21 protein-coding genes are annotated in these 22,569 nt (G+C 54.6%); 12 read left to right on the top strand and 9 right to left on the bottom strand.

The window, feature by feature from the left end:
• The first annotated feature begins 148 nt into the window (after nucleotides 1-148).
• Nucleotides 149-2,314: a type I secretion system permease/ATPase gene (locus SK51_RS15800; RefSeq protein ID WP_032676240.1), complete on the top strand. Its 2,166-nt coding sequence runs from the start codon at nucleotides 149-151 to the stop codon at nucleotides 2,312-2,314.
• Nucleotides 2,311-3,486: an HlyD family type I secretion periplasmic adaptor subunit gene (locus tag SK51_RS15795; RefSeq protein ID WP_023306161.1), complete on the top strand. Its 1,176-nt coding sequence runs from the start codon at nucleotides 2,311-2,313 to the stop codon at nucleotides 3,484-3,486. Before SK51_RS15800 ends, SK51_RS15795 begins: the two co-directional genes overlap by 4 nt.
• 33 nt (nucleotides 3,487-3,519) lie before the next feature.
• On the opposite strand, the gene SK51_RS15790 is transcribed toward SK51_RS15795, so the two are convergent.
• The gene (locus tag SK51_RS15790; RefSeq protein WP_023300064.1) at nucleotides 3,520-4,404 is read right to left on the bottom strand and encodes a hypothetical protein; all 885 of its coding nucleotides are present in this window, start codon (nucleotides 4,402-4,404) and stop codon (nucleotides 3,520-3,522) included.
• A 286-nt stretch (nucleotides 4,405-4,690) separates the two neighbouring features.
• On the opposite strand from SK51_RS15790, the gene SK51_RS15785 reads away from it, so the two are divergent.
• Nucleotides 4,691-6,148 (top strand): EAL domain-containing protein, encoded by a 1,458-nt coding sequence (locus tag SK51_RS15785; RefSeq protein ID WP_047359877.1) that lies wholly within the window; start codon nucleotides 4,691-4,693, stop codon nucleotides 6,146-6,148.
• A gap of 85 nt (nucleotides 6,149-6,233) precedes the next feature.
• Here SK51_RS15785 and SK51_RS15780 read toward each other — a convergent pair whose 3' ends face one another.
• The 5 genes from SK51_RS15780 to SK51_RS15760 form a co-directional block, all read right to left on the bottom strand.
• Nucleotides 6,234-6,512 carry a biofilm development regulator YmgB/AriR family protein gene (locus SK51_RS15780; protein ID WP_075208094.1) on the bottom strand — a complete coding sequence of 93 codons (279 nt, stop codon included), beginning with the start codon at nucleotides 6,510-6,512 and terminating at the stop codon, nucleotides 6,234-6,236.
• A gap of 23 nt (nucleotides 6,513-6,535) precedes the next feature.
• Nucleotides 6,536-6,835: a hypothetical protein gene (locus SK51_RS15775; RefSeq protein WP_023306164.1), complete on the bottom strand. Its 300-nt coding sequence runs from the start codon at nucleotides 6,833-6,835 to the stop codon at nucleotides 6,536-6,538.
• Between the two features lie 112 nt (nucleotides 6,836-6,947).
• Nucleotides 6,948-7,187: a regulatory protein YcgZ gene (gene ycgZ / locus SK51_RS15770; protein WP_003857265.1), complete on the bottom strand. Its 240-nt coding sequence runs from the start codon at nucleotides 7,185-7,187 to the stop codon at nucleotides 6,948-6,950.
• A 191-nt stretch (nucleotides 7,188-7,378) separates the two neighbouring features.
• Nucleotides 7,379-7,651, bottom strand: coding sequence for an ElaB/YgaM/YqjD family protein (locus SK51_RS15765; protein ID WP_003857263.1), 273 nt, complete (start codon nucleotides 7,649-7,651; stop codon nucleotides 7,379-7,381).
• A gap of 186 nt (nucleotides 7,652-7,837) precedes the next feature.
• Complete coding sequence (locus SK51_RS15760) at nucleotides 7,838-8,443, bottom strand: hypothetical protein (protein ID WP_023306165.1); 606 nt, start codon at nucleotides 8,441-8,443, stop codon at nucleotides 7,838-7,840.
• Between the two features lie 243 nt (nucleotides 8,444-8,686).
• Here SK51_RS15760 and SK51_RS15755 point away from each other — a divergent pair, with 243 nt between their 5' ends.
• The 3 genes from SK51_RS15755 (at nucleotide 8,687) to SK51_RS15745 (ending at nucleotide 11,964) form a co-directional block, all read left to right on the top strand.
• Nucleotides 8,687-8,962, top strand: coding sequence for a metal/formaldehyde-sensitive transcriptional repressor (locus tag SK51_RS15755; protein ID WP_003857256.1), 276 nt, complete (start codon nucleotides 8,687-8,689; stop codon nucleotides 8,960-8,962).
• A gap of 32 nt (nucleotides 8,963-8,994) precedes the next feature.
• Nucleotides 8,995-10,113 carry an S-(hydroxymethyl)glutathione dehydrogenase/class III alcohol dehydrogenase gene (locus SK51_RS15750; RefSeq protein ID WP_023306166.1) on the top strand — a complete coding sequence of 373 codons (1,119 nt, stop codon included), beginning with the start codon at nucleotides 8,995-8,997 and terminating at the stop codon, nucleotides 10,111-10,113.
• A gap of 159 nt (nucleotides 10,114-10,272) precedes the next feature.
• On the top strand, nucleotides 10,273-11,964 hold the full coding sequence (locus SK51_RS15745; protein ID WP_023306167.1) for a methyl-accepting chemotaxis protein: 1,692 nt from the start codon (nucleotides 10,273-10,275) through the stop codon (nucleotides 11,962-11,964).
• A 41-nt stretch (nucleotides 11,965-12,005) separates the two neighbouring features.
• On the opposite strand, the gene SK51_RS15740 is transcribed toward SK51_RS15745, so the two are convergent.
• A complete protein-coding gene (locus tag SK51_RS15740; protein WP_022648073.1) occupies nucleotides 12,006-12,929 on the bottom strand; it encodes a LysR substrate-binding domain-containing protein in 924 nt (307 codons plus the stop codon).
• A gap of 227 nt (nucleotides 12,930-13,156) precedes the next feature.
• On the opposite strand from SK51_RS15740, the gene hglS reads away from it, so the two are divergent.
• Nucleotides 13,157-14,500 (top strand): 2-oxoadipate dioxygenase/decarboxylase HglS, encoded by a 1,344-nt coding sequence (gene hglS / locus SK51_RS15735; protein WP_023306168.1) that lies wholly within the window; start codon nucleotides 13,157-13,159, stop codon nucleotides 14,498-14,500.
• Nucleotides 14,501-14,542: 42 nt separating this feature from the next.
• On the top strand, nucleotides 14,543-16,048 hold the full coding sequence (locus SK51_RS15730; RefSeq protein ID WP_023306169.1) for a carboxylesterase/lipase family protein: 1,506 nt from the start codon (nucleotides 14,543-14,545) through the stop codon (nucleotides 16,046-16,048).
• Here the strand turns inward: SK51_RS15730 and SK51_RS15725 are convergent.
• The gene (locus SK51_RS15725) at nucleotides 16,035-16,877 is read right to left on the bottom strand and encodes a LysR family transcriptional regulator (protein ID WP_023306170.1); all 843 of its coding nucleotides are present in this window, start codon (nucleotides 16,875-16,877) and stop codon (nucleotides 16,035-16,037) included. The genes SK51_RS15730 and SK51_RS15725 overlap by 14 nt on opposite strands.
• 113 nt (nucleotides 16,878-16,990) lie before the next feature.
• Here SK51_RS15725 and SK51_RS15720 point away from each other — a divergent pair, with 113 nt between their 5' ends.
• The 4 genes from SK51_RS15720 (at nucleotide 16,991) to rimL (ending at nucleotide 21,474) form a co-directional block, all read left to right on the top strand.
• The gene (locus SK51_RS15720) at nucleotides 16,991-18,160 is read left to right on the top strand and encodes a pyridoxal phosphate-dependent aminotransferase (RefSeq protein ID WP_048206798.1); all 1,170 of its coding nucleotides are present in this window, start codon (nucleotides 16,991-16,993) and stop codon (nucleotides 18,158-18,160) included.
• A gap of 10 nt (nucleotides 18,161-18,170) precedes the next feature.
• Nucleotides 18,171-18,944 carry an ABC transporter substrate-binding protein gene (locus tag SK51_RS15715; protein WP_023300074.1) on the top strand — a complete coding sequence of 258 codons (774 nt, stop codon included), beginning with the start codon at nucleotides 18,171-18,173 and terminating at the stop codon, nucleotides 18,942-18,944.
• A 230-nt stretch (nucleotides 18,945-19,174) separates the two neighbouring features.
• Nucleotides 19,175-20,830 (top strand): glucan biosynthesis protein D, encoded by a 1,656-nt coding sequence (locus SK51_RS15710; RefSeq protein WP_032671181.1) that lies wholly within the window; start codon nucleotides 19,175-19,177, stop codon nucleotides 20,828-20,830.
• Between the two features lie 104 nt (nucleotides 20,831-20,934).
• Entirely contained in the window at nucleotides 20,935-21,474 is a 540-nt protein-coding gene (gene rimL / locus SK51_RS15705) for a 50S ribosomal protein L7/L12-serine acetyltransferase (RefSeq protein WP_022648080.1), read from the top strand.
• Here the strand turns inward: rimL and ydcK are convergent.
• Nucleotides 21,469-22,449, bottom strand: a complete 981-nt coding sequence (ydcK, locus tag SK51_RS15700) for a YdcK family protein (protein ID WP_023306173.1) — start codon at nucleotides 22,447-22,449, stop codon at nucleotides 21,469-21,471. The genes rimL and ydcK overlap by 6 nt on opposite strands.
• Between the last annotated feature and the right edge of the window lie 120 nt (nucleotides 22,450-22,569).

The following is a 22,569-nucleotide window of genomic DNA, read 5'->3' as shown; positions in this document are numbered from 1 at the left end:
GCTTTTTGCGTTTCTTTACATTAATAGCCATAACCCTCTATTTCACAAGATTATTTTGCGGGCTCGTTTAGGTAACGTTCGATTTCTAATCATCTCGCAAAGGTATCATTTCAGTGCGAAATCATCGCCCTGAACAGGACGTAGCATTATGAAGACACATCCACAGTACGAACCCTGGTTGCAGGGCATGCTCATCATCGCTAAGCACTATCGGCTGGATTTTTCGGCGGAGCATGTTCGGGTCACGATTAACCATGAAAGCCAGTCTTCGCGCCAGCTGGTGCTGGAGGAGATGGCGCGCCAGCTTGGGCTGGGGATGCGTTGGGTAGCGGCGGAAGCCGTATCGCTCGACCCGTGGCGCTTACCGCTGCTGGCGGAGTTCACCGGCGGGCAAATCGCGGTCATCAACCGTATGGACAACGAAGGGAACATCAGCGTGCAGTTCAGCGGCGACGGCGGCCTGGAGACGACGCTGACGCGTGACGAACTCGGTTCGCGGTTAAAAGGGCTGATGGTGCTGCGTCCCCTGGAGTCCACGCCGGATGCGCGCGTGGATGATTACATCAAACCCTATGAGAAAAACTGGTTCTGGCAGTTGGCGCTGAAAGACTGGCGTCGCTACAGCGACATTATGCTGGTGGCGCTGGTCGCCAACGTGCTGGCGCTCTCCGGCATGGTCTTTTCCATGCAAGTGTATGACAGGGTGGTGCCGTCCCAGTCGGAGGCCACGCTGTGGGTGCTGTTTGGGGGCGTGATGATCGCTATCGTGTTTGAATTCATCATGCGCATGCTGCGGGTGCATATTTCGGATGTGGTAGGGAAACGCGCCGACCTGCGTATTTCCGAGCGCGTGTTTGCCCACGCCCTGAGGATTAAAAACGGCGCACGGTCGAAATCGACCGGGTCGTTTATCGCCCAGATCCGCGAGCTGGAGTCGGTGCGGGAGCTGATCACCTCCACCACCATTGCGGCCATCTCCGATCTGCCGTTCTTCCTGCTGTTCGTCTTCATTCTGTGGATGATTGGCGGCCCGCTGGTGCTGGTGGTGCTGCTGGCCGTGCCGCTGCTGCTCATTCCCGGCCTGCTGGTGCAGCGCCCGCTGGGAAAACTCTCCAGCGAAGGGATGCGTGAATCGGCGATTCGTAACGCCACGCTGGTGGAAGCGGTGCAGGGGCTTGAGGACATCAAGCTGATGCGCGCCGAGCAGCGGTTCCAGAACCAGTGGAATAACACCAATGACGTTGCCGCCAGCGTCGGCATGAAACAGCGCTGGCTGACGGGGCTGCTGCTGACCTGGACCCAGGAGGTGCAATCTATCGTCTACGCCGTGGTGCTGCTGGTGGGCTGTTACCTGGTCATCAGCGGCGACATGACCACCGGTGCGCTGGTGGGCACCTCGATTCTGGCGTCCCGCACCATTGCGCCGCTGTCGCAGATTTCCGGCGTGCTCTCCCGCTGGCAGTCAGCAAAGGTGGCCCGCAAGGGACTGGATGACCTGATGCAGCGTCCGATTGACGATCCCCAGCACGGCAAAAAAGTGCATAAAGCCCACCTGCGCGGTGATTATCAGCTGGACGACGTCGGGTTTTATTACGACGAAGAAGAGAAGCTCACCGTGCTGAACGTCAGCAAACTGCGCATTCGCGCCGGGGAGCGCGTGGCGGTGCTCGGGCGGAATGGTTCGGGGAAAAGCACCTTGCTGCACCTGCTGGCGGGAATGCAGGAGCCACAGCAGGGCAGCATTTTGCTGGACGATATTGCTCTCAATCATCTTGACCCGGCTGACGTACGCCGCGATATGCAGCTGCTCAGTCAGCAGGCGAGGCTGTTCTTCGGCTCCGTACGCGACAACATCCTGATGGGTAATCCGCTGGCGACAGACGAGGAAATCCATCAGGCGCTGGTCAATAGCGGCGCGCTGGAGTTTGTGCGCAAGCAGAAAATGGGGCTGAACACCATCATCAACGAGGGCGGAATGGGGCTTTCCGGCGGGCAACGTCAGGCGCTGTTGCTGGCCCGCGCGCTGATCACCTCGCCGAATATTCTGCTGCTGGATGAACCCACCGCCTGGCTGGATGAGGTCAGCGAGAAGCAGTTTATCCAGCATCTCCACCAGTGGCTCGGTAAGCGCCGGACGCTGGTGGTGGCGACGCATCGTCTGCCGATTCTGGACCTGGTTGACCGCATCATCGTGCTGGAAAACGGCAAAGTGGTGATGGATGGCCCTCGTGATGCCATCTTACGCCAGCACGGAATGGCCCCGCAGCAGGCGGCGCAGCGCACGGTTAAACTGAAAACGGAGGGCGTGGCATGAATGATTTCTCCCGCTTTAATAGCCGACTGAAGGAGCCCCGCCTGCCGCGATCGTCGCTGGTGGCATGGTCGCTGTTTGCCCTGCTGGTGATGTTTATTACCTGGGCCAGCCTGTTCCAGCTGGATGAGGTCACTACGGGCAGTGGCAAGGTGATCCCGTCCTCCCACGAGCAGGTGATCCAGTCCCTGGAAGGGGGGATTATCCACAGTCTGATGGTGCGCGAAGGCGATATCGTCGAGCGTGGTCAACAGCTTGCCCAACTGGACCGGACGAAAACCGAGTCCAGCGTGCTTGAGAGCGAGTCTCGATTAAATGCTGCGATGGCGACAGCCGCGCGTCTGAATGCTGAAGTGAACGACACCGGGCTGACATTCCCGGCAGAGCTGGATGACGACGTTGAGCTGGTTAAACAGGAAACGGCGCTTTACCAGTCTCGTCGCGAAAGCCTTGAAAAAGGGCTGGCGGGTTTACGCCAGGGAGCGGATCTCGTGCAGCGTGAACTGGCATTAACGCGCCCGCTGGTGACGCAGGGGGCGGCCAGTAAGGTCGAAGTCTTACGCCTTGAACGCCAAAAAAATGAGCTGGAGAGCAAAATCACCGAGATGAAAAACCAGTACTACGTTCGTGCCCGCGAAGAACTGGCGAAAGCGAACGCGGAAATCGAAGCGCAGCGTTCGGTGATGAAAGGGCGCGAAGACTCACTCACCCGCTTAACGTTTAATGCGCCGGTGCGTGGCATCGTGAAAGACATTGACGTGACGACGGTTGGCGGGGTGATCCCGCCGAACGGCAAACTGATGAGCCTGGTACCGCTTGATGACCAGATGGTGATAGAAGCAAAAATCTCGCCGCGCGATGTCGCGTTTATCCATCCCGGGCAAAAAGCGCTGGTGAAAATCACCGCTTATGACTACTCCATTTACGGCGGGCTGGAGGGGGAGGTGACGATGATTTCACCGGATACCCTTCAGGACGAGGTGAAACGGGATGTTTATTATTATCGCGTTTATATCCGTACAGACAGTAACCATCTGACTAACCGGCAGGGCAAGGAATTCCCGGTGTTTCCGGGCATGATAGCTACGGTTGATATCAAAACCGGCAGTAAATCCGTCATTGATTATCTGCTGAAACCGTTAAATAAGGCAAAAGAGGCGCTGCGCGAGCGATAAAAAAGGCGTTCAGCAAGCCGAACGCCCGTCAGATCAGAGTGTAGACGTCATGTTGACAGCATGGCGTCGTTCTTTTGGCACCACATTGATGTAATGTGTGACATAGGCAAAATATAAACCGGCATAATTTTCGACAAGTTCGATAAATGCCGGGTAAATGGACATCCGGCCATCGCCGCGATCTTTAAGATAACCAGCCTCCTGTGCCGATTTGATAATGCGGTTGACGTGAATACGCGAGACGAAAAATTCTTTTGCAAGTGTGCTGGCTGAATACGCTATTATGGCACCGTATGCTGTTTTGTTTTTAATGGCCTGCAAATAGAGATAGAGCATAATCATTCGGCCACCATCCTTATCAATAAATAAACCCACCTCCGGAAGTACTTTACTGAATGTTAATCCGCGGAAAAGGTATTCTGCGGCGCGCCGGAAAAAGTTGTGCCTGAGTGTGTCATTGTCCAGAAGATTAACATTAATGTTGAATGTCGGATAAAGAATGCTAACAGGCGTGAACGCCCCGGACATATAGCGTTTAAGCTCATCCAGTCCTTTTTCCGTAGGCGCGATTTTTGTTTTTCGCCGATCTTCGGTACAGCGCCAGGTCTTAATTCGCCCGGTGGTTTTAAGTATGGTGATGATCGCAATAACGCTGTTAGGGCTGGCGATATTATAGCGTGAGCACAGTGCCTTAATCTCCGAGACCGACTCAGCCTGATTGCCAAAAACAAAACAACATATTGAGAGTATTATATTGAACCGTGATTCCTGAAGCATCGTTTTGTAGAACAGGGGTTGTTTTTTATAAATGGCGTCATTGATTCTGTAGTGTTCTATTATAGCTTCACTAAATCGCGGGTTGTTTTTAATGACATCCCGTCGATGTAGCAAAGCTCTGGATGAGATGTGATTATCCATAGCATTTTCTCTTTTTTGTCTGAGCCGATGAGAAGAAGTGTCCGGACTTCTTTTTCGGAATTTTCATTATACCTTGAGAAAGTCCTGGTTACTGTTGTTATATGAAAAGAAAATGATATTTATGCTTCGTATGGATGAGTCGGTTGATTAACGCAAAGATGTTCATGTACATAACATTGATAACGGTTTATTAACCAAATGGGGTGCGGTAAAATTATTCAATGCGACAAGGAGTATTGGCTTTAATTACATATGGGAATGATGTTTGTATTCTCAGGAGCAGGTTATGTCTCAAAATTTACCTTCTGTGCAAGGTACTTGCTACAAGCAACGGTTTGTTATTTCAGCCTGCGGTTTCACCTTTGAAGGGTATAGCCTGCTTCTGAAATCTCGAGGCGTACACGCCACGCGACTCCATTTTGAAGAGGATGAAATATGTTCCGTTGACGTTGAAAAAATGATGGAAAATCAATCGCCCGAGGTTTCGGTTTTCCTTGGTCGTGACGTTGCTACTTTTCTTGAAAGCCTGAAGCGCTTGGTATCCGTTCTGAATGCACTGCCTGTGATTTGCAGGGTCACCCTGTATGGTGCACTACCTGAGCGATGGCTTAATGCAACGTTGAGAAGTCTCGTTAATAATACAAAAAAGCTTTCCACGATCAGGGTAGAGAATATTACAGAAATAATGGGCTTTGTAAAAAATGAGACAGATGAGCGTGCTGGCCCTTCACGCTTGTTGCGTAACGTACCGGACAAGGAGGGTAAAGAAAATTTGCATGGGTTAACACATCGCGAGTTAACCGTGCTACTGAATTTCTATCGGGGTATTTCCATAAAAGAGCAGAGTAAGAGGTTAGGGCTGTCAGATAAAACTATTTATACCCATCGCAAGGTGGGTTTGGGTAAATTATATATTATCAGAGTATGGTTTAGCGACTCTCGCGTTTTCAGAGATGAGGTTTGTGCAGGAAAAAATAAAACAAAAGTGTTTTCGGAAACAGAAATAGATATATTACAAGCGTTACATAAACGGGAAATCTTTGCGGCTTATCAAATTATCACTGATAGTGATAAAAAAGGAGTTGGATTTGAAATCCTGCTGCGCTGGCATAAAAAAGGTGAGATCCTGAAGCCAGCCTATTTTCTGGGAGGGATAAAAAATAGTGAAATATGGCTCAAGCTAACGGCGTTAGTCATCCATGCGGCCGTATCAGGTATCAATAAATACAATGGAAAATATTATTTTTCAGTTAACATTCCTCCTCAACTTGCTTCGGGAAACGCGCTGCCGGGGATGGCCAAAAAGGCCGTCGAAATGTTACTCAAACCGCAGTGGGCCGGGAAACTGGTCTTTGAAGTAGCTGAAACGATTGACGTAACAAAGGATAAAAATATTCCCGAAACACTCCAGCGTTTACGCGCCGAGGGATGTCGGCTTTTTCTGGATGACTGTTTTTCAAAATATCATGCTATGCTGCCCATCAGACTGATTAATGTTGATGGACTAAAGCTTGATCGCGATATTGTTGAGCACTTTGTAGCTAACGACAAAGACTATAGCATTATTAAAGCGATACAGGTTTACAGCGACATGACGGGGACCGAATGCGTTGCGGAAGGCGTCGATAGCGAAGAAAAATTTGAAAAACTTGTCGCGTTAGGGGTTAAGCGATTCCAGGGTTATTATCTTTCCCGCGCGGTTAAAGAAGAAGAGTTGGATCGAATGGTACGGCTATTTAGTTAACGGCTTCACTATGCTGGTGGTACGACAGACTACAGTATTCGACCACCAGTAAAAAACACTCACTCACCGTCGCAATAGTGTATTCTCAGATATCATCACGCGTAAAGCCGACAACAATTTCAAGTGTGTTGCGAATGACATCGCAGGCTTCAGGCTCCTCGGTAATTTCAAGGGCGTGAATCAGTTGCAGGATGATCTCTTTATTCGAAAGGTTGTCACCGGTCAGCATAATACAGCGTATTGCCGAGCCTAACACTTCAACTTCACCACTGAGATGCTTTCCAGCATTAAGAAAGTGTTCCGCCAGTCCTTTATCGTGCAGGGCTTCAAAATTATACGTCTGGTGCATAGTCGCTTTACTCATGGTGGTCACCGTCTCGGTTAAAATTAGTGTTTCTTATTTGGGCTCAGAAGCGTGTTGTGAGTAAAGAGAGAGCGCATGCGGCCAATTTCATAATCGCCCATCACTCTTCCCCGGTCGTGCGATACGCCGGTTACACGCTGGCGCACTTCATCTTCAGCGGCAATCAATGCATTTTTACGCTCGTCATTTGATTCAACATTAGCCATCGCCAGCAGGCGATTAGCAAGAGACGCAAAGGTAATAGGTCCGTTCTCTTTCAGTATGGATAATACGGCCTCACCGATAAGGTCATCCTTAAGTCGTTCAAATTTAGTTCTATGCATAGCTTAATCTCACTCTGCTACACGCGGCTGTAGCATGGGGTTAGTCATCGCATCCAGATGCTCTATTCTCACTCAGCATGACTAACTTAGTAAGTTAAAAACAGTGTTCAGGTTAACGCTCGAAGAAGAGGGCTATCAAACCGTTATAGTGCGCTTTCTCAACGTCAGACGTTGATTCTTCAATTCTGCGCAACAGCTTTGTACAAATTGTCATTCTGCTCAGTTGTACATTTTCTTTGATGATCTCACTGACGATGGCACCAAGGGTTTCCTGCTGTGTTGGGACATTATCCTTGTTGAAATACAAGGTTATAGCGCTTTCTGCTGTAGAGGGAGCATGGTTGCGACGCATAATTTTCCACCGTTGACAAACAATTTTGTAACATCACTGGCATCGAATTTATACTATCCGGTCAAATCTGTACATCTAAATTGTACAAGTTTTTCGTGCAGTTCGGGGATTTGTCAGAAGAACTATCAAAATTAGGGGGGAAGAGAGGGAGAAAAACGTGGGGAAAAGAAAAGGCCCCGGAGGGCCTGAAATTATTTCCGTCCCAGCAGAAGTCCCAGAACGATGCCTACCGCACCCGCAGCGATTAAGCCCGTTAACGGGTTATTTCTGACGGCTTCAGTAACATCCGAGACGGCATCACTGGCCTGGGCAGCATATTTTTTCGCTGCACCTTTCACCTGATGTTTAGGGGAATCAACGAATTCACCAAACTGCTGCTGCGCAGAGCCGGATAATTCATCAAGTTTGTTTTTGGCTTTATCGCCAGCGTATTGTGCATTTTTATCAGTGTCGAAATCAGACATTCCAGCCTCCTTTTGTTGATAGTCTAAGGATAGACGCTGATGGCAAGAGTGAGAGAGAATTCGCTAAAATCAACGCCTGATTACCTCTTTTTAGGATATGTCTTTCTTACATGTCCACCATAACGCCCTAAGGATGGAGTGGATAAATATTTCCCTCGCCGTCTCTGTCTACGTAGCGGGAAGAGACTATTTCTCTCGTGCGTTAGCGCGAAAGGTAATGTAATAGCCAAGGGATGCGGCCAGGCACAGCATATAGCCGAACGATTCCGAACCTTCCTCCACGGCGTTTTTCACGACACGCATATAGCCATGTTCCAGAATGGCGTGCCACAGCACCTGCATTCCAAAGAGACGGGAGAAGACCAGTACGGCCAGCAGGCCGCTCAACAGAATACCGTACCAGGGGGATTGCGTGTATTTTGCCAGCTGTTCCAGGGTAGCGCGAAAATGCATAACGGGGCGAATTAAAGCCAGCAGAGCGGTAATCAGCGCGAACCACACCCAACTCCCATGAGAAATGAGGTCAAAAAGCGCGTCCAGTTCACGAATTAACATCGTCAGGAAAAAACCGCCAACCAGTATATTACAGTAACGCATGGATTCATCCATTTTCGCCAGACGAAAATGGAGAAACACGATAGTCGCTAATACCGTTTCCTGCATGATTTCGGTCAGTGATAATTCCGGAATATCATGGCCGACAAACCGCATATCAACCCAAAGACAAAGTATAATAAGCGCGCATGCGACCGCCGCGCCAACAAAGAATAAAAAGCTCTTTAGTACAATCATTAACACCACCATTTTGTTTGTAGCAGTATGTTAGGTGACGAGAATGTTATTTCTGTTCACATCGTGCCATATAAGTGCTGAATTTTAACATTACGAGCTAAATAGGATTCGTAGCGGCCAGAATAAACCCTAAATATCTTTTGTTCCTTGCCGGCGATGTGCTCATTGCAGCGTCTCTTTCTTGTGGTTTACAGGGCAATAACATACGAGGTACCATACCCCCCTATAGTATCAGGAGGGCGTATGCCGCATTCACCCGAAGATAAAAAACGTATTCTGACCCGCGTCCGCCGCATTCGAGGCCAGGTTGATGCCCTTGAACGCGCCCTGGAGTCGGGCGATCCCTGTCTCGCCATTCTGCAGCAAATAGCCGCCGTGCGCGGTGCTGCCAATGGCCTGATGGGTGAAATGGTTGAAATTCACCTCAAAGATGAGCTGGTGACGGGGGAGACCACCCCGGATCAGCGGGCAGTGCGGATGGCGGAAGTCGGCCATTTGCTGCGCTCTTATCTAAAATAAACCCACACACCTCACAACAAGGGAAAGACATCATGAAATCTCGCGCAGCTGTCGCGTTCGGCCCAGGCAAGCCGCTGAAAATCGTTGAAATTGATGTTGCTCCGCCGAAGAAAGGCGAAGTGCTGATCAAAATTACTCACACCGGCGTCTGCCATACCGATGCGTTTACCCTCTCCGGTGACGATCCGGAAGGCGTATTCCCGGCGGTGCTCGGCCACGAAGGGGGCGGTGTAGTGGTGGAAGTGGGTGAAGGCGTTACCAGCCTGAAGCCCGGCGACCATGTGATCCCGCTCTACACCGCAGAGTGCGGCGAGTGTAAGTTCTGCAAATCCGGCAAAACTAACCTCTGTCAGGCCGTGCGCGCCACGCAGGGCAAGGGTCTTATGCCGGACGGCACCACCCGTTTCTCCTATAACGGCGAGCCAATCTATCACTACATGGGGACCAGCACCTTCAGCGAGTACACGGTGTGCGCCGAGATCTCACTGGCGAAAGTGAATCCGCAGGCACCGCTGGATAAAGTCTGTCTGCTCGGCTGCGGTGTCACCACCGGTATCGGCGCGGTGCATAACACGGCGAAAGTGAAAGAGGGTGACACCGTGGCGGTGTTCGGCCTGGGCGGGATCGGTCTGGCGGTCATCCAGGGCGCGGTACAGGCGAAAGCTGGGCGTATCATTGCTGTGGATACCAACCCGGAGAAATTTAAGCTCGCAGGTGAGATGGGTGCGACCGACTTCATCAACCCGAAAGACTACGACAAACCGGTTCAGGACGTGATCGTTGAGCTGACCGACGGCGGCGTGGATTTCAGCTTCGAATGTATCGGCAACGTCAACGTAATGCGCTCAGCGCTGGAGTGCTGCCACAAAGGCTGGGGTGAGAGCATCATTATCGGTGTGGCCGGCGCGGGTCAGGAGATTAAAACCCGTCCCTTCCAGCTGGTGACAGGGCGCGTATGGCGCGGGTCGGCATTTGGCGGCGTGAAAGGCCGTACACAGCTGCCGGGCATGGTTGAAGATGCGATGGTCGGCAAAATTCAGCTCGACCCGTTCATTACGCACCGCCTGCCGCTGGAACAGATCAACGAAGCTTTCGATCTGATGCACGAAGGAAAATCCATTCGTACCGTCATCCATTTCGGCGACAACTGATTATTCTGCCAGCGGTTTTTCCCGCTGGCATTTCTTCCCTGATCTTCTCTAAAGTGTGACCTGTCTGGCGCTTTTAGGCGTAATCTAATTCCCCGCTGTGCCGATGACTCTTTTACAGGCGTGTTTTTACGCATCTTACCTATAAGAGAGTCGACGGTCATGGACAACACAACATCGATGCAGGCGCAGCACAAGCTGAGTTTCTTGCATCACATCCGGCTGGTTCCGCTGTTTTCCTCCATTCTCGGTGGCATTATTCTCCTGTTTGCCTTGAGCTCGGGTCTGGCAGGCTATTTCCTGCTCCAGGCCGATAACGATCAGCAGGATGTCACAGCAGAAATCCAGGTGCGCACCGGTCTGTCAAACAGTTCCAACCATTTACGCACCGCCCGTATCAACATGATCCACGCGGGGGCGGCGAGCCGCATCGCGGAGATGGAGGCGATGAAGCAAAACATCGCTGAGGCTGAGACCCGCATCAGGCAGTCGCAGGATGGATTTGCCGCCTATATGAAGCGCACCGTTCGCACTCAGGCTGATGAAGCGCTGGATGGCGATCTGAAAGCCCGCTATGACGCCTACATCGCCGGTATGCAGCCGATGCTGAAATATGCCAAAAACGGCATGTTTGAAGCCATTATCAACCATGAAAATGAGACCGCGCGTCCGCTGGACGATGCCTATAACGCGGTGCTGCTGAAGGCGATAAAAATCCGCACCGAACGCGCCAACGCACTGACGGCGCAGGCTCACACCCGCACCCGGCTGGGGCTGATGTTTATGTTCGGCGCGTTTGGCCTGGCGCTGGCGCTGGCGGTGATCACCTTTGTGGTGCTGCGCCGTACGGTGATAAACCCGCTTCAGCGAGCCGCTACGCGTATCGAAAATATCGCGAAAGGCGATTTGACCATGCCGGACGAACCGACCGGGCGCAGCGAAATTGGCCGCCTGACGCGCGATCTGCAAACAATGCAGCACGCGCTGGTGGCAACCGTGGGCACGGTGCGGCAGGGGGCGGAGGAGATTTACCGTGGAACCAGCGAGATCTCCGCGGGTAATACCGATCTCTCATCCCGAACCGAACAGCAGGCGGCGGCCATCGAACAGACGGCGGCCAGCATGGAGCAGCTCACCGCGACGGTGAAGCAAAACGCCGATAACGCGCATCATGCGAGTAAACTTGCAGAAGATGCCTCCGGTAAGGCCAGCCGCGGGGGGCAGATGGTCTCCGGCGTGGTGAAAACCATGGGTAATATTTCCACCAGCTCGAAGAAGATCTCTGAAATTACCGCCGTGATTAACAGCATCGCGTTCCAGACCAATATTCTCGCGCTCAATGCGGCGGTCGAGGCGGCGCGTGCGGGTGAACAGGGACGCGGCTTTGCGGTCGTAGCGAGTGAAGTCCGCACCCTGGCAAGCCGCAGCGCGAACGCGGCGAAAGAGATTGAAAGCCTGATTAATGAATCGGTGTCGCTTATCGATCAGGGTTCCGGGGAGGTGGTTGCGGCGGGCAATACCATGAATGAGATCGTCGAGGCGGTTAAACGCGTCACCGATATTATGCTGGAGATTGCGGCCGCGTCTGATGAGCAGAGCCGCGGCATTGTTCAGGTGAGCCAGGCGATTTCCGAGATGGATAAGGTGACGCAGCAGAATGCCTCGCTGGTGGAAGAAGCTTCTGCGGCAGCGGCTTCGCTGGAGGAGCAGGGCGCACGTCTGACGGAAGCCGTTGGCGCGTTTCGTCTCAACGGGGCGCACGCAGGACGGACTACAGCCGCTGCAAACGCAGCAAAACCCGCGCCTTTAACCCCGGCGGCGGCTGTCTCAGGTGATAACTGGGAAACGTTCTGAGTAAGACAGACCCGCCCTCGCGGCGGGTTCTGCGTTTATGGTCAGAGAGGCATTGATTTACGAATGGCGCTTAACAGCGTTTGGGCACCTTCAGAGAGCGGGGCATCTACCCGCGTCAGGATCCCAATCGGTTCTCCCGCGCCGGGTGAGGTTACCGGCAGCGCCGTAAGCACGCCGCGTCGCAGATCGTCCTTCACCGCGCCGGACGGCACAAACCATACGTAGTCATAATCCACCGTAAGCTGGCGCGACAGCGACGCCGAGAGCGTTTCAATACACCCGGAAGGCAGCGTGCAGCCCTGCATTTGCAGCAACGCTTCCGCATTCTGACGCGGAACGGTTCCTTTTGGTGAGACCACCACCGGCCACTCCATCACACGGCTCAGGGTCACGGTATCCTGCAACAGAGGATGATTCGGACGCACGACCAGCTTCAGCGATTCCAGGAACAGCAGCTCGTAGTTCAGGCCGCTCATCAGTTCCGGATCGGACATCCGCCCAATGCCCAGATCCAGCTCGCCTGACTTCAGGCCCGCCAGCAGCATGGTGTTATTCATGGTCGCGACCTGAAGCGTGGCGTGCTTTTGCTGACGGTGGAACTGGCCGATCGCCGCAGGCAGTATGCCCAGCGCCGCCGTTGGCAGTGCCCCCACGCGCACGATGTCGCTGGCCTGCTCTTCTTTACGATTTAAGGCCTGACCGGCGGTATTGAGGGCATCGAGAACTTTAACGGCATGCGTCAGGAACTGTTCGCCCACGAGCGTAAGCTGAGCGCCCAGACGGCCGCGATCGAACAGGCGGGTTCCGGTAAGCTGTTCCAGTTCGTTCAGCGTTTTGGAGAGTGCAGGCTGACTGAGGTTAAGGGTTTCAGCCGCTCGCCCCAGCGTTCCCTGTTGAGCGACGGCCACAAAAGTATGCAAATGGCGCAAGCGTATGCGCTGACTGAACAGACCATTTTTTTCCATAGGCGATGTTAAAAACAGAGCGACGCGGGTGACAAGTTAAGATGTTTGAATTTGATAACCTGATAGCAAAATATTTTTAACATTTGACCTGTTTGAGTTACAACCGTTTTTCGAAAATGCCCACGCTTTGAGCACTCGTCTGCCTGGATCACAATTCGTAAATTCTTCCCAACGAAAGGAACGGGCTTCTCTACACTCCAGGTAGTATTCACTGGAGGCATGACATCATGGCGAACACCATCACGGCTGATGATATTCGGGAACACTTTTCGCAGGCTATGTCGGCGATGTACCAGCAGGAAGTTCCGCAGTACGGCTCCTTGCTGGAACTGGTGGCGGACGTTAACCTGGCGGTTCTGGAAAATAACCCACTTTTACATGAACAACTGGCGAACGCAGACGAACTGGCGCGCCTGAATGTTGAACGTCACGGTGCGATCCGCGTTGGCACCGCGCAGGAGCTTTCCACCCTGCGCCGGATCTTCGCCATTATGGGCATGTACCCGGTCAGCTATTACGATCTCTCCCAGGCGGGCGTGCCCGTCCACTCGACGGCGTTTCGTCCGACAGACGATGCGGCGCTCTGCCGTAATCCGTTTCGCATTTTTACCTCGCTGCTGCGCCTGGAGCTGATTGAAAACGTTGCGCTGCGCGAAAGGGCGGCGGAGATCCTCTCCCGGCGCAACATCTTTACGCCGCGCTGTCTGGACCTGATCGACCTGCATGATGCGCAGGGACACTTTACTGAGGCACAGGCGCGCGAATTTGTGCAGGAAGCCCTGGAAACCTTCCGCTGGCATCGCCATGCGACGGTCGATCAGGAAACCTATCTGGCGCTGAGCAACGAACATCGCCTGATTGCCGACGTGGTCTGTTTCCCGGGGTGTCATATAAACCATCTCACGCCGCGCACGCTGGATATCGACCGGGTGCAGGAGCTAATGCCGAAGTACGGCATTGAGCCGAAAATTCTGATTGAAGGCCCGCCGCGCCGCGAGGTGCCGATCCTCCTGCGCCAGACCAGCTTTAAGGCGCTGGAAGAGCCGGTGCTTTTCGCGGGAGAACACAAGGGTACGCATACCGCGCGTTTCGGTGAGATTGAGCAGCGGGGCGTGGCCCTTACGCCGAAAGGGCGCGAGCTGTACGACCGTCTGTTAAATCAGGCCGGGACCGGCAAAGACAACCTGACCCATCAGCTTCACCTGCGCGAGATCTTCAGCACCTTCCCGGACAGCGAAATGTTCCTGCGCCGTCAGGGGCTGGCTTATTTCCGCTACCGTCTGACTCCGACAGGTGAGGCGCATCGCCACGCGTTTCGTCCCGGCGACGATCCGCAGCCGCTGATCGAACGCGGCTGGGTTGTGGCGCAGCCGATCACCTATGAGGATTTTCTGCCCGTCAGCGCGGCGGGGATTTTCCAGTCGAATCTTGGCAATGAAACGCAGGCGCGCAGCCACGGCAATGCCAGCCGCAATGCCTTCGAAGCCGCGCTCGGCTGTGCGGTGTACGACGAGTTTACGCTTTACGAGGAGGCGGAAGCGCGCAGCAAACAGCGTTGCGGTTTGCTCTGAAACCGTTACTCTGCAGGAGTGTGATGGAAAAAGAAGGTTGGTATGGAAAATCCCTCCGCCCCTGTGGTTGAAACGCGCCAGGGCGCACTAATTGGTTCTACTGAAGGCGATACCCATGTGTGGTGTGGCATTCCTTATGCGGCACCGCCGGTTGGCCCGTGGCGCTGGCGCTCCCCACGCCCCCCTGCACGCTGGGATGGCGTGCGTCCGGCGACGGCGTTCTCCGCCTCCAGCTGGCAGAGCAGCGAAAGCTGTCAGGAGCTGGGCGGCGGCGATCCTGGCCAGTTCTCTGAAGACTGCCTGTACCTTAACGTCTGGTCGCCAGTCGTACGCGCCGATCCGCTTCCGGTGATGGTCTGGCTGCACGGCGGAGGATTTACACTCGGCGCTGGCGGTCTGCCTCCGTATAACGGCAGGGCGCTGGCGAAGCGCGGCACGGTGGTGGTGACAATTAATTACCGTCTCGGACACCTCGGCTTTTTTGCCCATCCGGCGCTTGAGGGGGAAGAAGAACGCGTGGTGCATAACTTTGCGCTGCTCGATCAGATCCAGGCCCTGGAATGGGTGCGCGATAACATTGCCGCGTTCGGCGGCGATCCTGAGAACATCACCGTATTTGGCGAGTCGGCCGGTGCGCGCAGCGTGCTGTCGCTGATGGCTTCTCCGCTTGCGGGAGGACTGTTCCATAAAGCCATTGTGCAAAGCGGGTACACGCTGCCCGACACCCCGCGCGAGCAGGCCATGCATAAAGGCGAAGTGATTGCTGCCCATTTTGGCCTGCAAAATGCCACCGCGGAACAGCTTCGCGCGATCCCGCCTGAGGCGTTCTGGCCGCTGACCTCGCCACTGAATATCGCCCCTGCGCCCATCGTGGGTGACTGCGTTTTGCCTGAGGCCATGCTCGATGTCTTTTTCGCTGCCCGTCAGCATTCAGTACCGGTGATGATTGGGTCAAACAGCGACGAAGCCAGCGTGATGTCGGTGTTCGGGGTCGATCTTGCCGGGCAGATCCAGAAGCTCCGTCGCGAGCGGCGCTTTGGCCTGGGGCTGATCAAGCTGCTTTATCCGGGCGTGAAGGGCGATGAGGAACTCGGCAGGCAGGTTTGCCGCGACATGGCCTTTACCACCATGGGATACGTGGTGATGCAGGCGCAGCAGCGGGCAGGCGGCCTGTGCTGGCGATACTGGTTTGATTATGTGGCCGAAGCGGAGCACGCGACGTATACCAACGGCGCCTGGCACGGTAACGAAGTGCCCTACGTGTTCGATACCCTTGGGCAGGTGGAACCCTCGCGGCAGTATGTAAATGAACGCGATCTGGCCTTCGCCGCTCAGGTGGCGGACTACTGGGTGAGCTTCGCCCGGGATGCGGGAGCACGCGATAGCCTGGTGGGGCCCACGCGCTGGCCCGCCTGCCGGAAAGGGCGGGACGTGTTGTTACGCATTGGTGTGAATAAACATGCAGGTTTTCGGCTTGAAAACCGTTTTATGCGTGCCCGTATGAGCCTCTTCAAACGGGTAATGAAACACCACGTCAGCCTCGACTGAGCAGACAGGCACGAAACGCATCCAGCCCGTTCTCCGGGTCGGGTGCGTCGCGTAACACCAGCCGGTAGCTCGCCCCCGTCTTTATGCTCGTATCATAAGGCCGTATCAGCCGTCCGGCGCGCACGTCCTCCTCCACCAGCGTTTCATCCGCAATGGCGATGCCCAGCCCCTGAATGGCGGCGGTAATGGCCAGATCCATGGTTTCAAAGTGTTGATTTTTGAGCATAGCTGGCGCCGGACGCGGCTGTTTCGCCAGCCACAGCGTCCAGTCCGTTTTGTCCCGCGTGGGGTGAAGGAAGGTGAGTGTTTCCAGCGCAGAACCGGCCCGCAGCGGGCTCATCACCGGGGTTAAGGCCTCTTCGAACAGCAGATCGCCGGCGCTCATGTGCGTTCCAAACACAATCGCCGCGTCATAGGATTCGGTTTTGAAATTGACGTTATGATCGGTGGTAGTGGTCAGCGCAATCTGGAGTTCCGGCTGTTCGCGCTCGACCTGTAACAGACGCGGTACCAGCCAGCGCATCGCGCAGGTAGGCGCTTTCAGTCGAATTACGGTCTGGTGCGTCCGCGCCTGTTCAGCAACGTTAAGCAGGTGCTCAAACGCAGATTGCAGTTCCGGCAGCAGGGCGCTTCCCTGTGAAGAAAGACGCAGGCCGCGAGCATGGCGTTCGAACAGCGGGAAGCCGAACCAGCTTTCCAGCGAGGCAATTTTGCGGCTTACCGCCCCCTGCGTCAGACAAAGCTCCTTCGCGGCATGGGTAAGATTCAGGTGACGCGCGGTCACGATAAACGTCTCTACGGCATTAAGCGGAAATGAACGACGCGACATATCTCACCTTAGCTATGCATTTTTGTCATGGCTATTATGACAACAATTCGATTGTCCCGGCAATCAAGTTATTGTTTGAATAGTTATGCATTCACCACGAGAAGGGACAGAGGATGACTTTGAAAACGCCGGTGCAGACCCGCTCCAAATTGCCCGATGTAGGAACCACCATTTTTACCGTTATCGGCCAGCTTTCAGCCCGGCATAACGCCATCAACCTTTCTCAGGGTGCGCCGAATTTTTCCTGCGACCCAAAACTTATCTCCGGCGTCACTCGCGCCATGGAGTCAGGGCATAACCAGTATGCCTCCATGACCGGGCTGCAACCGCTCAGAGAGCGCATCGCGGACAAAATTGCCACGCTCTATGGCACCCGCTATGACCCGGCGAGTGAGGTACTGGTGACCGCCAGCGCCAGCGAAGGGCTTTACTCAGCCATCAGCGGGCTGGTTCATCCTGGCGATGAGGTGATCTATTTCGAGCCCTCCTTTGACAGCTATGCGCCGATTGTCCGTCTGCAGGGGGCGACGCCGATCGCTATTAAGCTGACGGTACCGGATTTTGCCGTGAACTGGGATGAAGTACGCGCGGCTATTACCCCACGCACGCGGATGATCATCGTCAATACGCCGCACAACCCGAGCGGACAGGTGTTTTCAGCCGCCGATCTGCACCAGCTGGCAGCGCTGACGCGCCACACCGACATCATCATTTTGTCTGACGAAGTGTACGAGCACGTCGTTTTTGATGGCGAACCGCATCACGGGATGGCAACGCACCCGCAACTGGCGGAGCGCAGCGTGATTATTTCTTCTTTCGGAAAAACCTATCACGTCACCGGCTGGCGCGTGGGTTATTGTGTGGCGCCCGCGGAGCTGATGGATGAAATATGTAAGGTCCATCAATTTTTAATGTTCTCGGCCGATACGCCGATGCAGTACGCGTTTGCCGAACACATGACCGATCCGCAAACCTGGCTGTCGCTGGCGGCGTTTTATCAGCGCAAGCGCGATCTGCTGCAAAGTTTGCTCGCCGACTCACCGTTCAGGCTGCTTCCGAGTGCCGGTTCGTTTTTCCTGCTTGCGGATTACAGCGGCTTTAGCGACGAGCGCGACAGCGAGATGGTGAAAAGGCTGATTGTCGAGTACGGGGTTGCCACCATTCCGCTGTCAGCGTTTTATGCCGATGGCACGGACAATAAACTGATCCGTCTCTCTTTTGCGAAAGATGAGGCGACGTTACGGGCAGGTGCCCAGACCCTTTGTCGGGTTACACCACGTTAAGGAATTTGAGATGAAATTACGCGCGTTAGTTGTCGGCATAGGACTGCTGTGTTCATTCTCGTCGTTTGCTGCTACCGAGTTGCGATACGGGCTGGAAGCGGAATATCCGCCGTTTGAAAGCCGCAATGCCTCAGGGGAGCTGGAAGGATTTGACGTAGAACTGGGAAATGCCATCTGTAAAGCCGCCGCGCTGAAGTGCAGCTGGGTAGAAACCTCGTTTGATGCGTTGATTCCCGGTCTGCTGGCGAAAAAGTTCGACGCCATAAACTCGGCGATGAACATCACCGAACAGCGTCGTAAGAGCATTGATTTTACCCAGCCCATCTACCGTATTCCCTCCCAGCTGGTGGGCAAAGCCGGTTCTGCGGTAGAGGCCACGCCGGAAGGGCTGAAGGGCAAAACCATCGGCGTTCTCCAGGGTTCAATTCAGGAAACCTACGCCAAAGAGCACTGGGAAAAGCACGGTGTCACCGTGGTGTCTTATAAAGATCAGAATATGGCCTGGGGAGATCTGCTGAATGGCCGCATCGATGCCTCGCTGGTCATGTCAGCGGCCGGGCAGGCAGGTTTCCTCAGCAAGCCGCAGGGTAAAGGGTTTGGCTTTATCGGCAAACCGGTGTCGGACGACACCATCCTCGGCAGTGGGATCGGCTTTGGGCTGCGTAAGGGGGATGAGGCCACCAAAAAGCAGCTTGATGCCGCAATTGATAAAGTACGTGCCGACGGCACGATCGCTAAACTGGCTGATAAGTACTTCCCGGGTATCGATGTCAGCGTAAAATAACCGCCTCGTTGGTCCCGGCTGTTGATGTCCAGCCGGGACTCTTTTATACATAACTTTACCCCTTTTTCAGGCCGTTCTGGTCGACAGAAAATATTTCTCGGTTTGTTCAGATAATCACCCGCCAACAATTGGATTCTTAACCGTTTTTGTTTAGGCTGTGCGTTCTTTCTTGCCGTCATTTCGCTGCGCGCGAAACTCATTCACACGACCATAAGGACGTTTTCTCAGGCATGAATCGCAGACGTTTTCTCAAAGGTTCCCTGGCAATGGCTGCCCTGAGCGGCACTTCTGGCCTTGCTTCTCTGTTTTCCCAGGCGGCGTATGCTGCTGACTCCGACATTGCCGACGGTCAGAGCCGTCGCTTTGACTTCTCTGTTCTGCAATCCATGGCGCACGATCTGGCGAAAACCCCGTGGGGTGGTGCGCCGCGTCCGCTGCCGGAAACGCTGGCCACCATGACGCCGCAGGCGTACAACGCCATCCGTTACGATGAGAAACAGTCGCTGTGGAATAACATTGAAGGTCGCCAGCTGGACGCCCAGTTCTTCCATATGGGGATGGGATTCCGCCGCCGCGTGCGCATGTTCTCGCTGGATCAAAGCACCTCTCAGGCGCGTGAGATCCACTTCCGTCCAGAGCTGTTCAGCTACGGCGATACGGGCGTGGATACCAAACAGCTTGAAGGTCAGAGTGACCTCGGCTTCGCCGGATTCCGCGTCTTTAAAGCGCCCGAACTGGCGCGACGCGATATCGTTTCGTTCCTGGGCGCGAGTTACTTCCGCGCAGTGGATGATACCTACCAGTACGGCCTTTCCGCGCGCGGGCTGGCGGTGGATACCTTTACTGACACCCCGGAAGAGTTCCCGGATTTCACCTCCTTCTGGTTTGAAACCGTTAAGCCGGGCGATACCACCTTTACCGTCTATGCGCTGCTGGACAGCCCGAGCATTACCGGTGCCTATAAGTTTGTGATCCACTGTGAGAAGAGCCAGGTGATCATGGACGTCGAGAACCATCTCTATGCGCGCAAAGACATCAAGCAGCTCGGCATCGCGCCGATGACCAGCATGTTCAGCTGCGGCAACAACGAACGCCGCATGTGCGACACCATTCATCCGCAGATCCACGATTCAGACCGCCTGGCAATGTGGCGCGGTAACGGAGAGTGGATCTGCCGACCGCTGAACAACCCGCAAAAGCTGCAATTTAACACTTATCTGGATAAAAACCCGAAAGGCTTTGGTTTGTTGCAGCTTGATCGGGACTTCTCCCATTACCAGGACGTCATGGGCTGGTATAACAAGCGACCAAGCCTGTGGGTCGAGCCGCGCAACAACTGGGGTAAAGGATCCATCGCCCTGATGGAGATCCCGACAACCGGCGAGACGCTCGATAACGTGGTCTGCTTCTGGCAGCCGGAGAAACCGGTGCAGGCGGGTGATGAACTGGACTTCAAATACCGTCTCTACTGGAGCGCGCAGCCGCCGGTGCGTTCACCGCTGGCAAACGTCTACGCTACCCGTACCGGTATGGGCGGCTTCCCGGAGGGCTGGGCGCCGGGTGAAAATTACCCGAAAGTGTGGGCCCGTCGCTTTGCCATCGACTTCGTCGGGGGCGATTTGAAGGCCGCCGCACCGAAGGGCATTGAGCCGGTGATCACCCTGTCCAGCGGTGAAGCGAAGCAGGTGGAGATCCTCTACGTCGAGCCGTTCGACGGGTATCGCATTCTGTTTGACTGGTATCCAACCTCTGACTCCACCGAGCCGGTCGATATGCGTCTGTTCCTGCGCTGTCAGGGCGACGCCATCAGCGAGACCTGGCTGTACCAGTATTTCCCGCCCGCGCCGGACAAACGTAACTACGTTGATGACCGGATCATGCGTTAGTCCTTATGGGTTTGTGCCGGGTGGCGGCTTCGCCTTACCCGGCCTGATTCGGACGCATTTGTAGGCCGGGTAAGCGTTAGCGCACCCGGCAATTAAGAGGCACTATGTCTTCAGAAATTATCCCCGTAACCCAGGAAATCGAGCTTCGCGCCGTCGAAGAGCGCTATACCACCGATCTGCACAACCTCGTTATTAAAAACAAAACCTGGCTGCAAACCGCCTTCGACTGGGCGCAGCATGTCGGCACTGAAGAGGACACGCGCCGTAACGTGCAGAGCAACCAGATGCTGCACCAGCGCGGCTACGCCAAAATGTTCCTGATTTTCATGAAGGACGAGCTGGTGGGCGTGCTTTCTTTTAACGCGATAGAGCCTGCGAATAAGGCCGGGTACATCGGCTACTGGCTTGACAAAGCGCATCAGGGGCAGGGCATTCTCTCTCAGGCGCTACAGGCGTTTATGCGCTATTACGTTGAGCGCGGCGAGATCCGCCGCTTTGTGATCAAATGTCGCGTGGCTAACCATAACAGTAATCGCGTGGCGCAGCGCAACGGTTTTGCGCTGGAAGGTTGTTTGCGGGAAGCGGAAATGCTCAACGGCCGCTTCGATGACGTAAACCTGTACGCCAGGTTATTCCCGCTATAGCGCCCCCAGCAGCGGCGTCCGGGTGATCCGCGTGTCACCGTTGATCACTTTGGCTCCCCGGACGTGAATGCTTTCACCCTCCAGCGCCTCGATCGCCGCATCGTCTGTCATCTCCACCTGATGCTCAATCAGGACATCGCCGCTGATACGCGCGCGCCCCTGAATAACGACCTTGTCATCAATCAGGATCGGCCCGCCGCGTAACCACGCCTCGCCACCAATCAATACGTGGTGTTTAATCACGCAGTTACCTTCGACGAGGGCGTTTTCCGCGACCTGTGAACTGTACCGCACGGTCGGGATCGCATCATCCTCTAAACCGGCCAGCAGGCGGGCGTTGCCGTACACTTTGGCGCAGTCGCACACCCAGACGTTATTAAGCGCGTTGCCCTCAAGAATGGCGCGGTCAAACACCTCCGCGCGGTGCTCAACAAAGGCCCAGGTCACCATGGCATCGCCGTAGATTTGCGCCTGATGCACAATACGCGACTGGCTGACCGTGGCTCTGTCGTAAATCTGTAGGATCTGCTCACGGTCGGGTGTCAGCCCTTTGGCTGCAATCACCATGCTGTCATGCAGCACCCGCGCGTCACCCGCGATACGGCATTCCCCGCGTACGGTGGAGTGCTGGATAGTGACGTTGTCACTTATTGCCGCGCCGTGACTCACCTCTGCCGCGTCAAGCCAGCTGTTGCCGCCTACGAGTGCGCGGTGGCTTACGATGCAGGGTTGGGTGAGGCGGGCGTTGCCGGATATCCTGGCCCCGGCAAACACCACGCTGTTTTCATCATAAACCCAGCAATCCCCGTCCTGGGCGAGCGCGTGTTCATCCTCAACCCAACCACCTTTTGTCCCGCTGGTCACATCGTTAAAATCCTTTGCGGCAATTATCTGTCTGAGTAGGGTTGTGCACGGCGTTGATCCGTCCTGCCAGCGCCAGAGACGGGTTTCATTGCTAAGCCTGTATTTTGTCATCGTGTTTTCCCTGAAAAGCCATTCACTAAACGTAGCAAACTTTTGGCGTTTCGAAGTGCTGGCGTCTGCACGGTAAACCCCTTAAAATGGCATTTAAAATACATTTTAAAGTTTAAAAAA

It is taken from the genome of Enterobacter sp. MGH85 (assembly GCF_001037655.1).
GTDB lineage: Bacteria > Pseudomonadota > Gammaproteobacteria > Enterobacterales > Enterobacteriaceae > Enterobacter > Enterobacter intestinihominis.
The sequence above is the reverse complement of the archived record's forward strand: the minus strand, read 5'-3'. Positions and strand labels throughout refer to the sequence as shown.

Bases quoted from the DNA above. Each gene is read 5' to 3' on its own strand.
- SK51_RS15715 (WP_023300074.1), top strand. From the start codon at position 18,171: ATGAAATTACGCGCGTTAGTTGTCGGCATAGGACTGCTGTGTTCATTC.
- ydcK (WP_023306173.1), bottom strand. From the start codon at position 22,449: ATGACAAAATACAGGCTTAGCAATGAAACCCGTCTCTGGCGCTGGCAG.
- SK51_RS15760 (WP_023306165.1), bottom strand. From the start codon at position 8,443: ATGATTGTACTAAAGAGCTTTTTATTCTTTGTTGGCGCGGCGGTCGCA.
- SK51_RS15795 (WP_023306161.1), top strand. From the start codon at position 2,311: ATGAATGATTTCTCCCGCTTTAATAGCCGACTGAAGGAGCCCCGCCTG.
- SK51_RS15785 (WP_047359877.1), top strand. From the start codon at position 4,691: ATGTCTCAAAATTTACCTTCTGTGCAAGGTACTTGCTACAAGCAACGG.
- SK51_RS15775 (WP_023306164.1), bottom strand. From the start codon at position 6,835: ATGCATAGAACTAAATTTGAACGACTTAAGGATGACCTTATCGGTGAG.
- SK51_RS15740 (WP_022648073.1), bottom strand. From the start codon at position 12,929: ATGGAAAAAAATGGTCTGTTCAGTCAGCGCATACGCTTGCGCCATTTG.
- SK51_RS15765 (WP_003857263.1), bottom strand. From the start codon at position 7,651: ATGTCTGATTTCGACACTGATAAAAATGCACAATACGCTGGCGATAAA.
- SK51_RS15725 (WP_023306170.1), bottom strand. From the start codon at position 16,877: ATGTCGCGTCGTTCATTTCCGCTTAATGCCGTAGAGACGTTTATCGTG.
- SK51_RS15750 (WP_023306166.1), top strand. From the start codon at position 8,995: ATGAAATCTCGCGCAGCTGTCGCGTTCGGCCCAGGCAAGCCGCTGAAA.
- SK51_RS15800 (WP_032676240.1), top strand. From the start codon at position 149: ATGAAGACACATCCACAGTACGAACCCTGGTTGCAGGGCATGCTCATC.
- SK51_RS15755 (WP_003857256.1), top strand. From the start codon at position 8,687: ATGCCGCATTCACCCGAAGATAAAAAACGTATTCTGACCCGCGTCCGC.
- SK51_RS15790 (WP_023300064.1), bottom strand. From the start codon at position 4,404: ATGGATAATCACATCTCATCCAGAGCTTTGCTACATCGACGGGATGTC.
- SK51_RS15710 (WP_032671181.1), top strand. From the start codon at position 19,175: ATGAATCGCAGACGTTTTCTCAAAGGTTCCCTGGCAATGGCTGCCCTG.
- ycgZ (WP_003857265.1), bottom strand. From the start codon at position 7,187: ATGCGTCGCAACCATGCTCCCTCTACAGCAGAAAGCGCTATAACCTTG.
- rimL (WP_022648080.1), top strand. From the start codon at position 20,935: ATGTCTTCAGAAATTATCCCCGTAACCCAGGAAATCGAGCTTCGCGCC.
- hglS (WP_023306168.1), top strand. From the start codon at position 13,157: ATGGCGAACACCATCACGGCTGATGATATTCGGGAACACTTTTCGCAG.
- SK51_RS15745 (WP_023306167.1), top strand. From the start codon at position 10,273: ATGGACAACACAACATCGATGCAGGCGCAGCACAAGCTGAGTTTCTTG.
- SK51_RS15730 (WP_023306169.1), top strand. From the start codon at position 14,543: ATGGAAAATCCCTCCGCCCCTGTGGTTGAAACGCGCCAGGGCGCACTA.
- SK51_RS15720 (WP_048206798.1), top strand. From the start codon at position 16,991: ATGACTTTGAAAACGCCGGTGCAGACCCGCTCCAAATTGCCCGATGTA.
- SK51_RS15780 (WP_075208094.1), bottom strand. From the start codon at position 6,512: ATGAGTAAAGCGACTATGCACCAGACGTATAATTTTGAAGCCCTGCAC.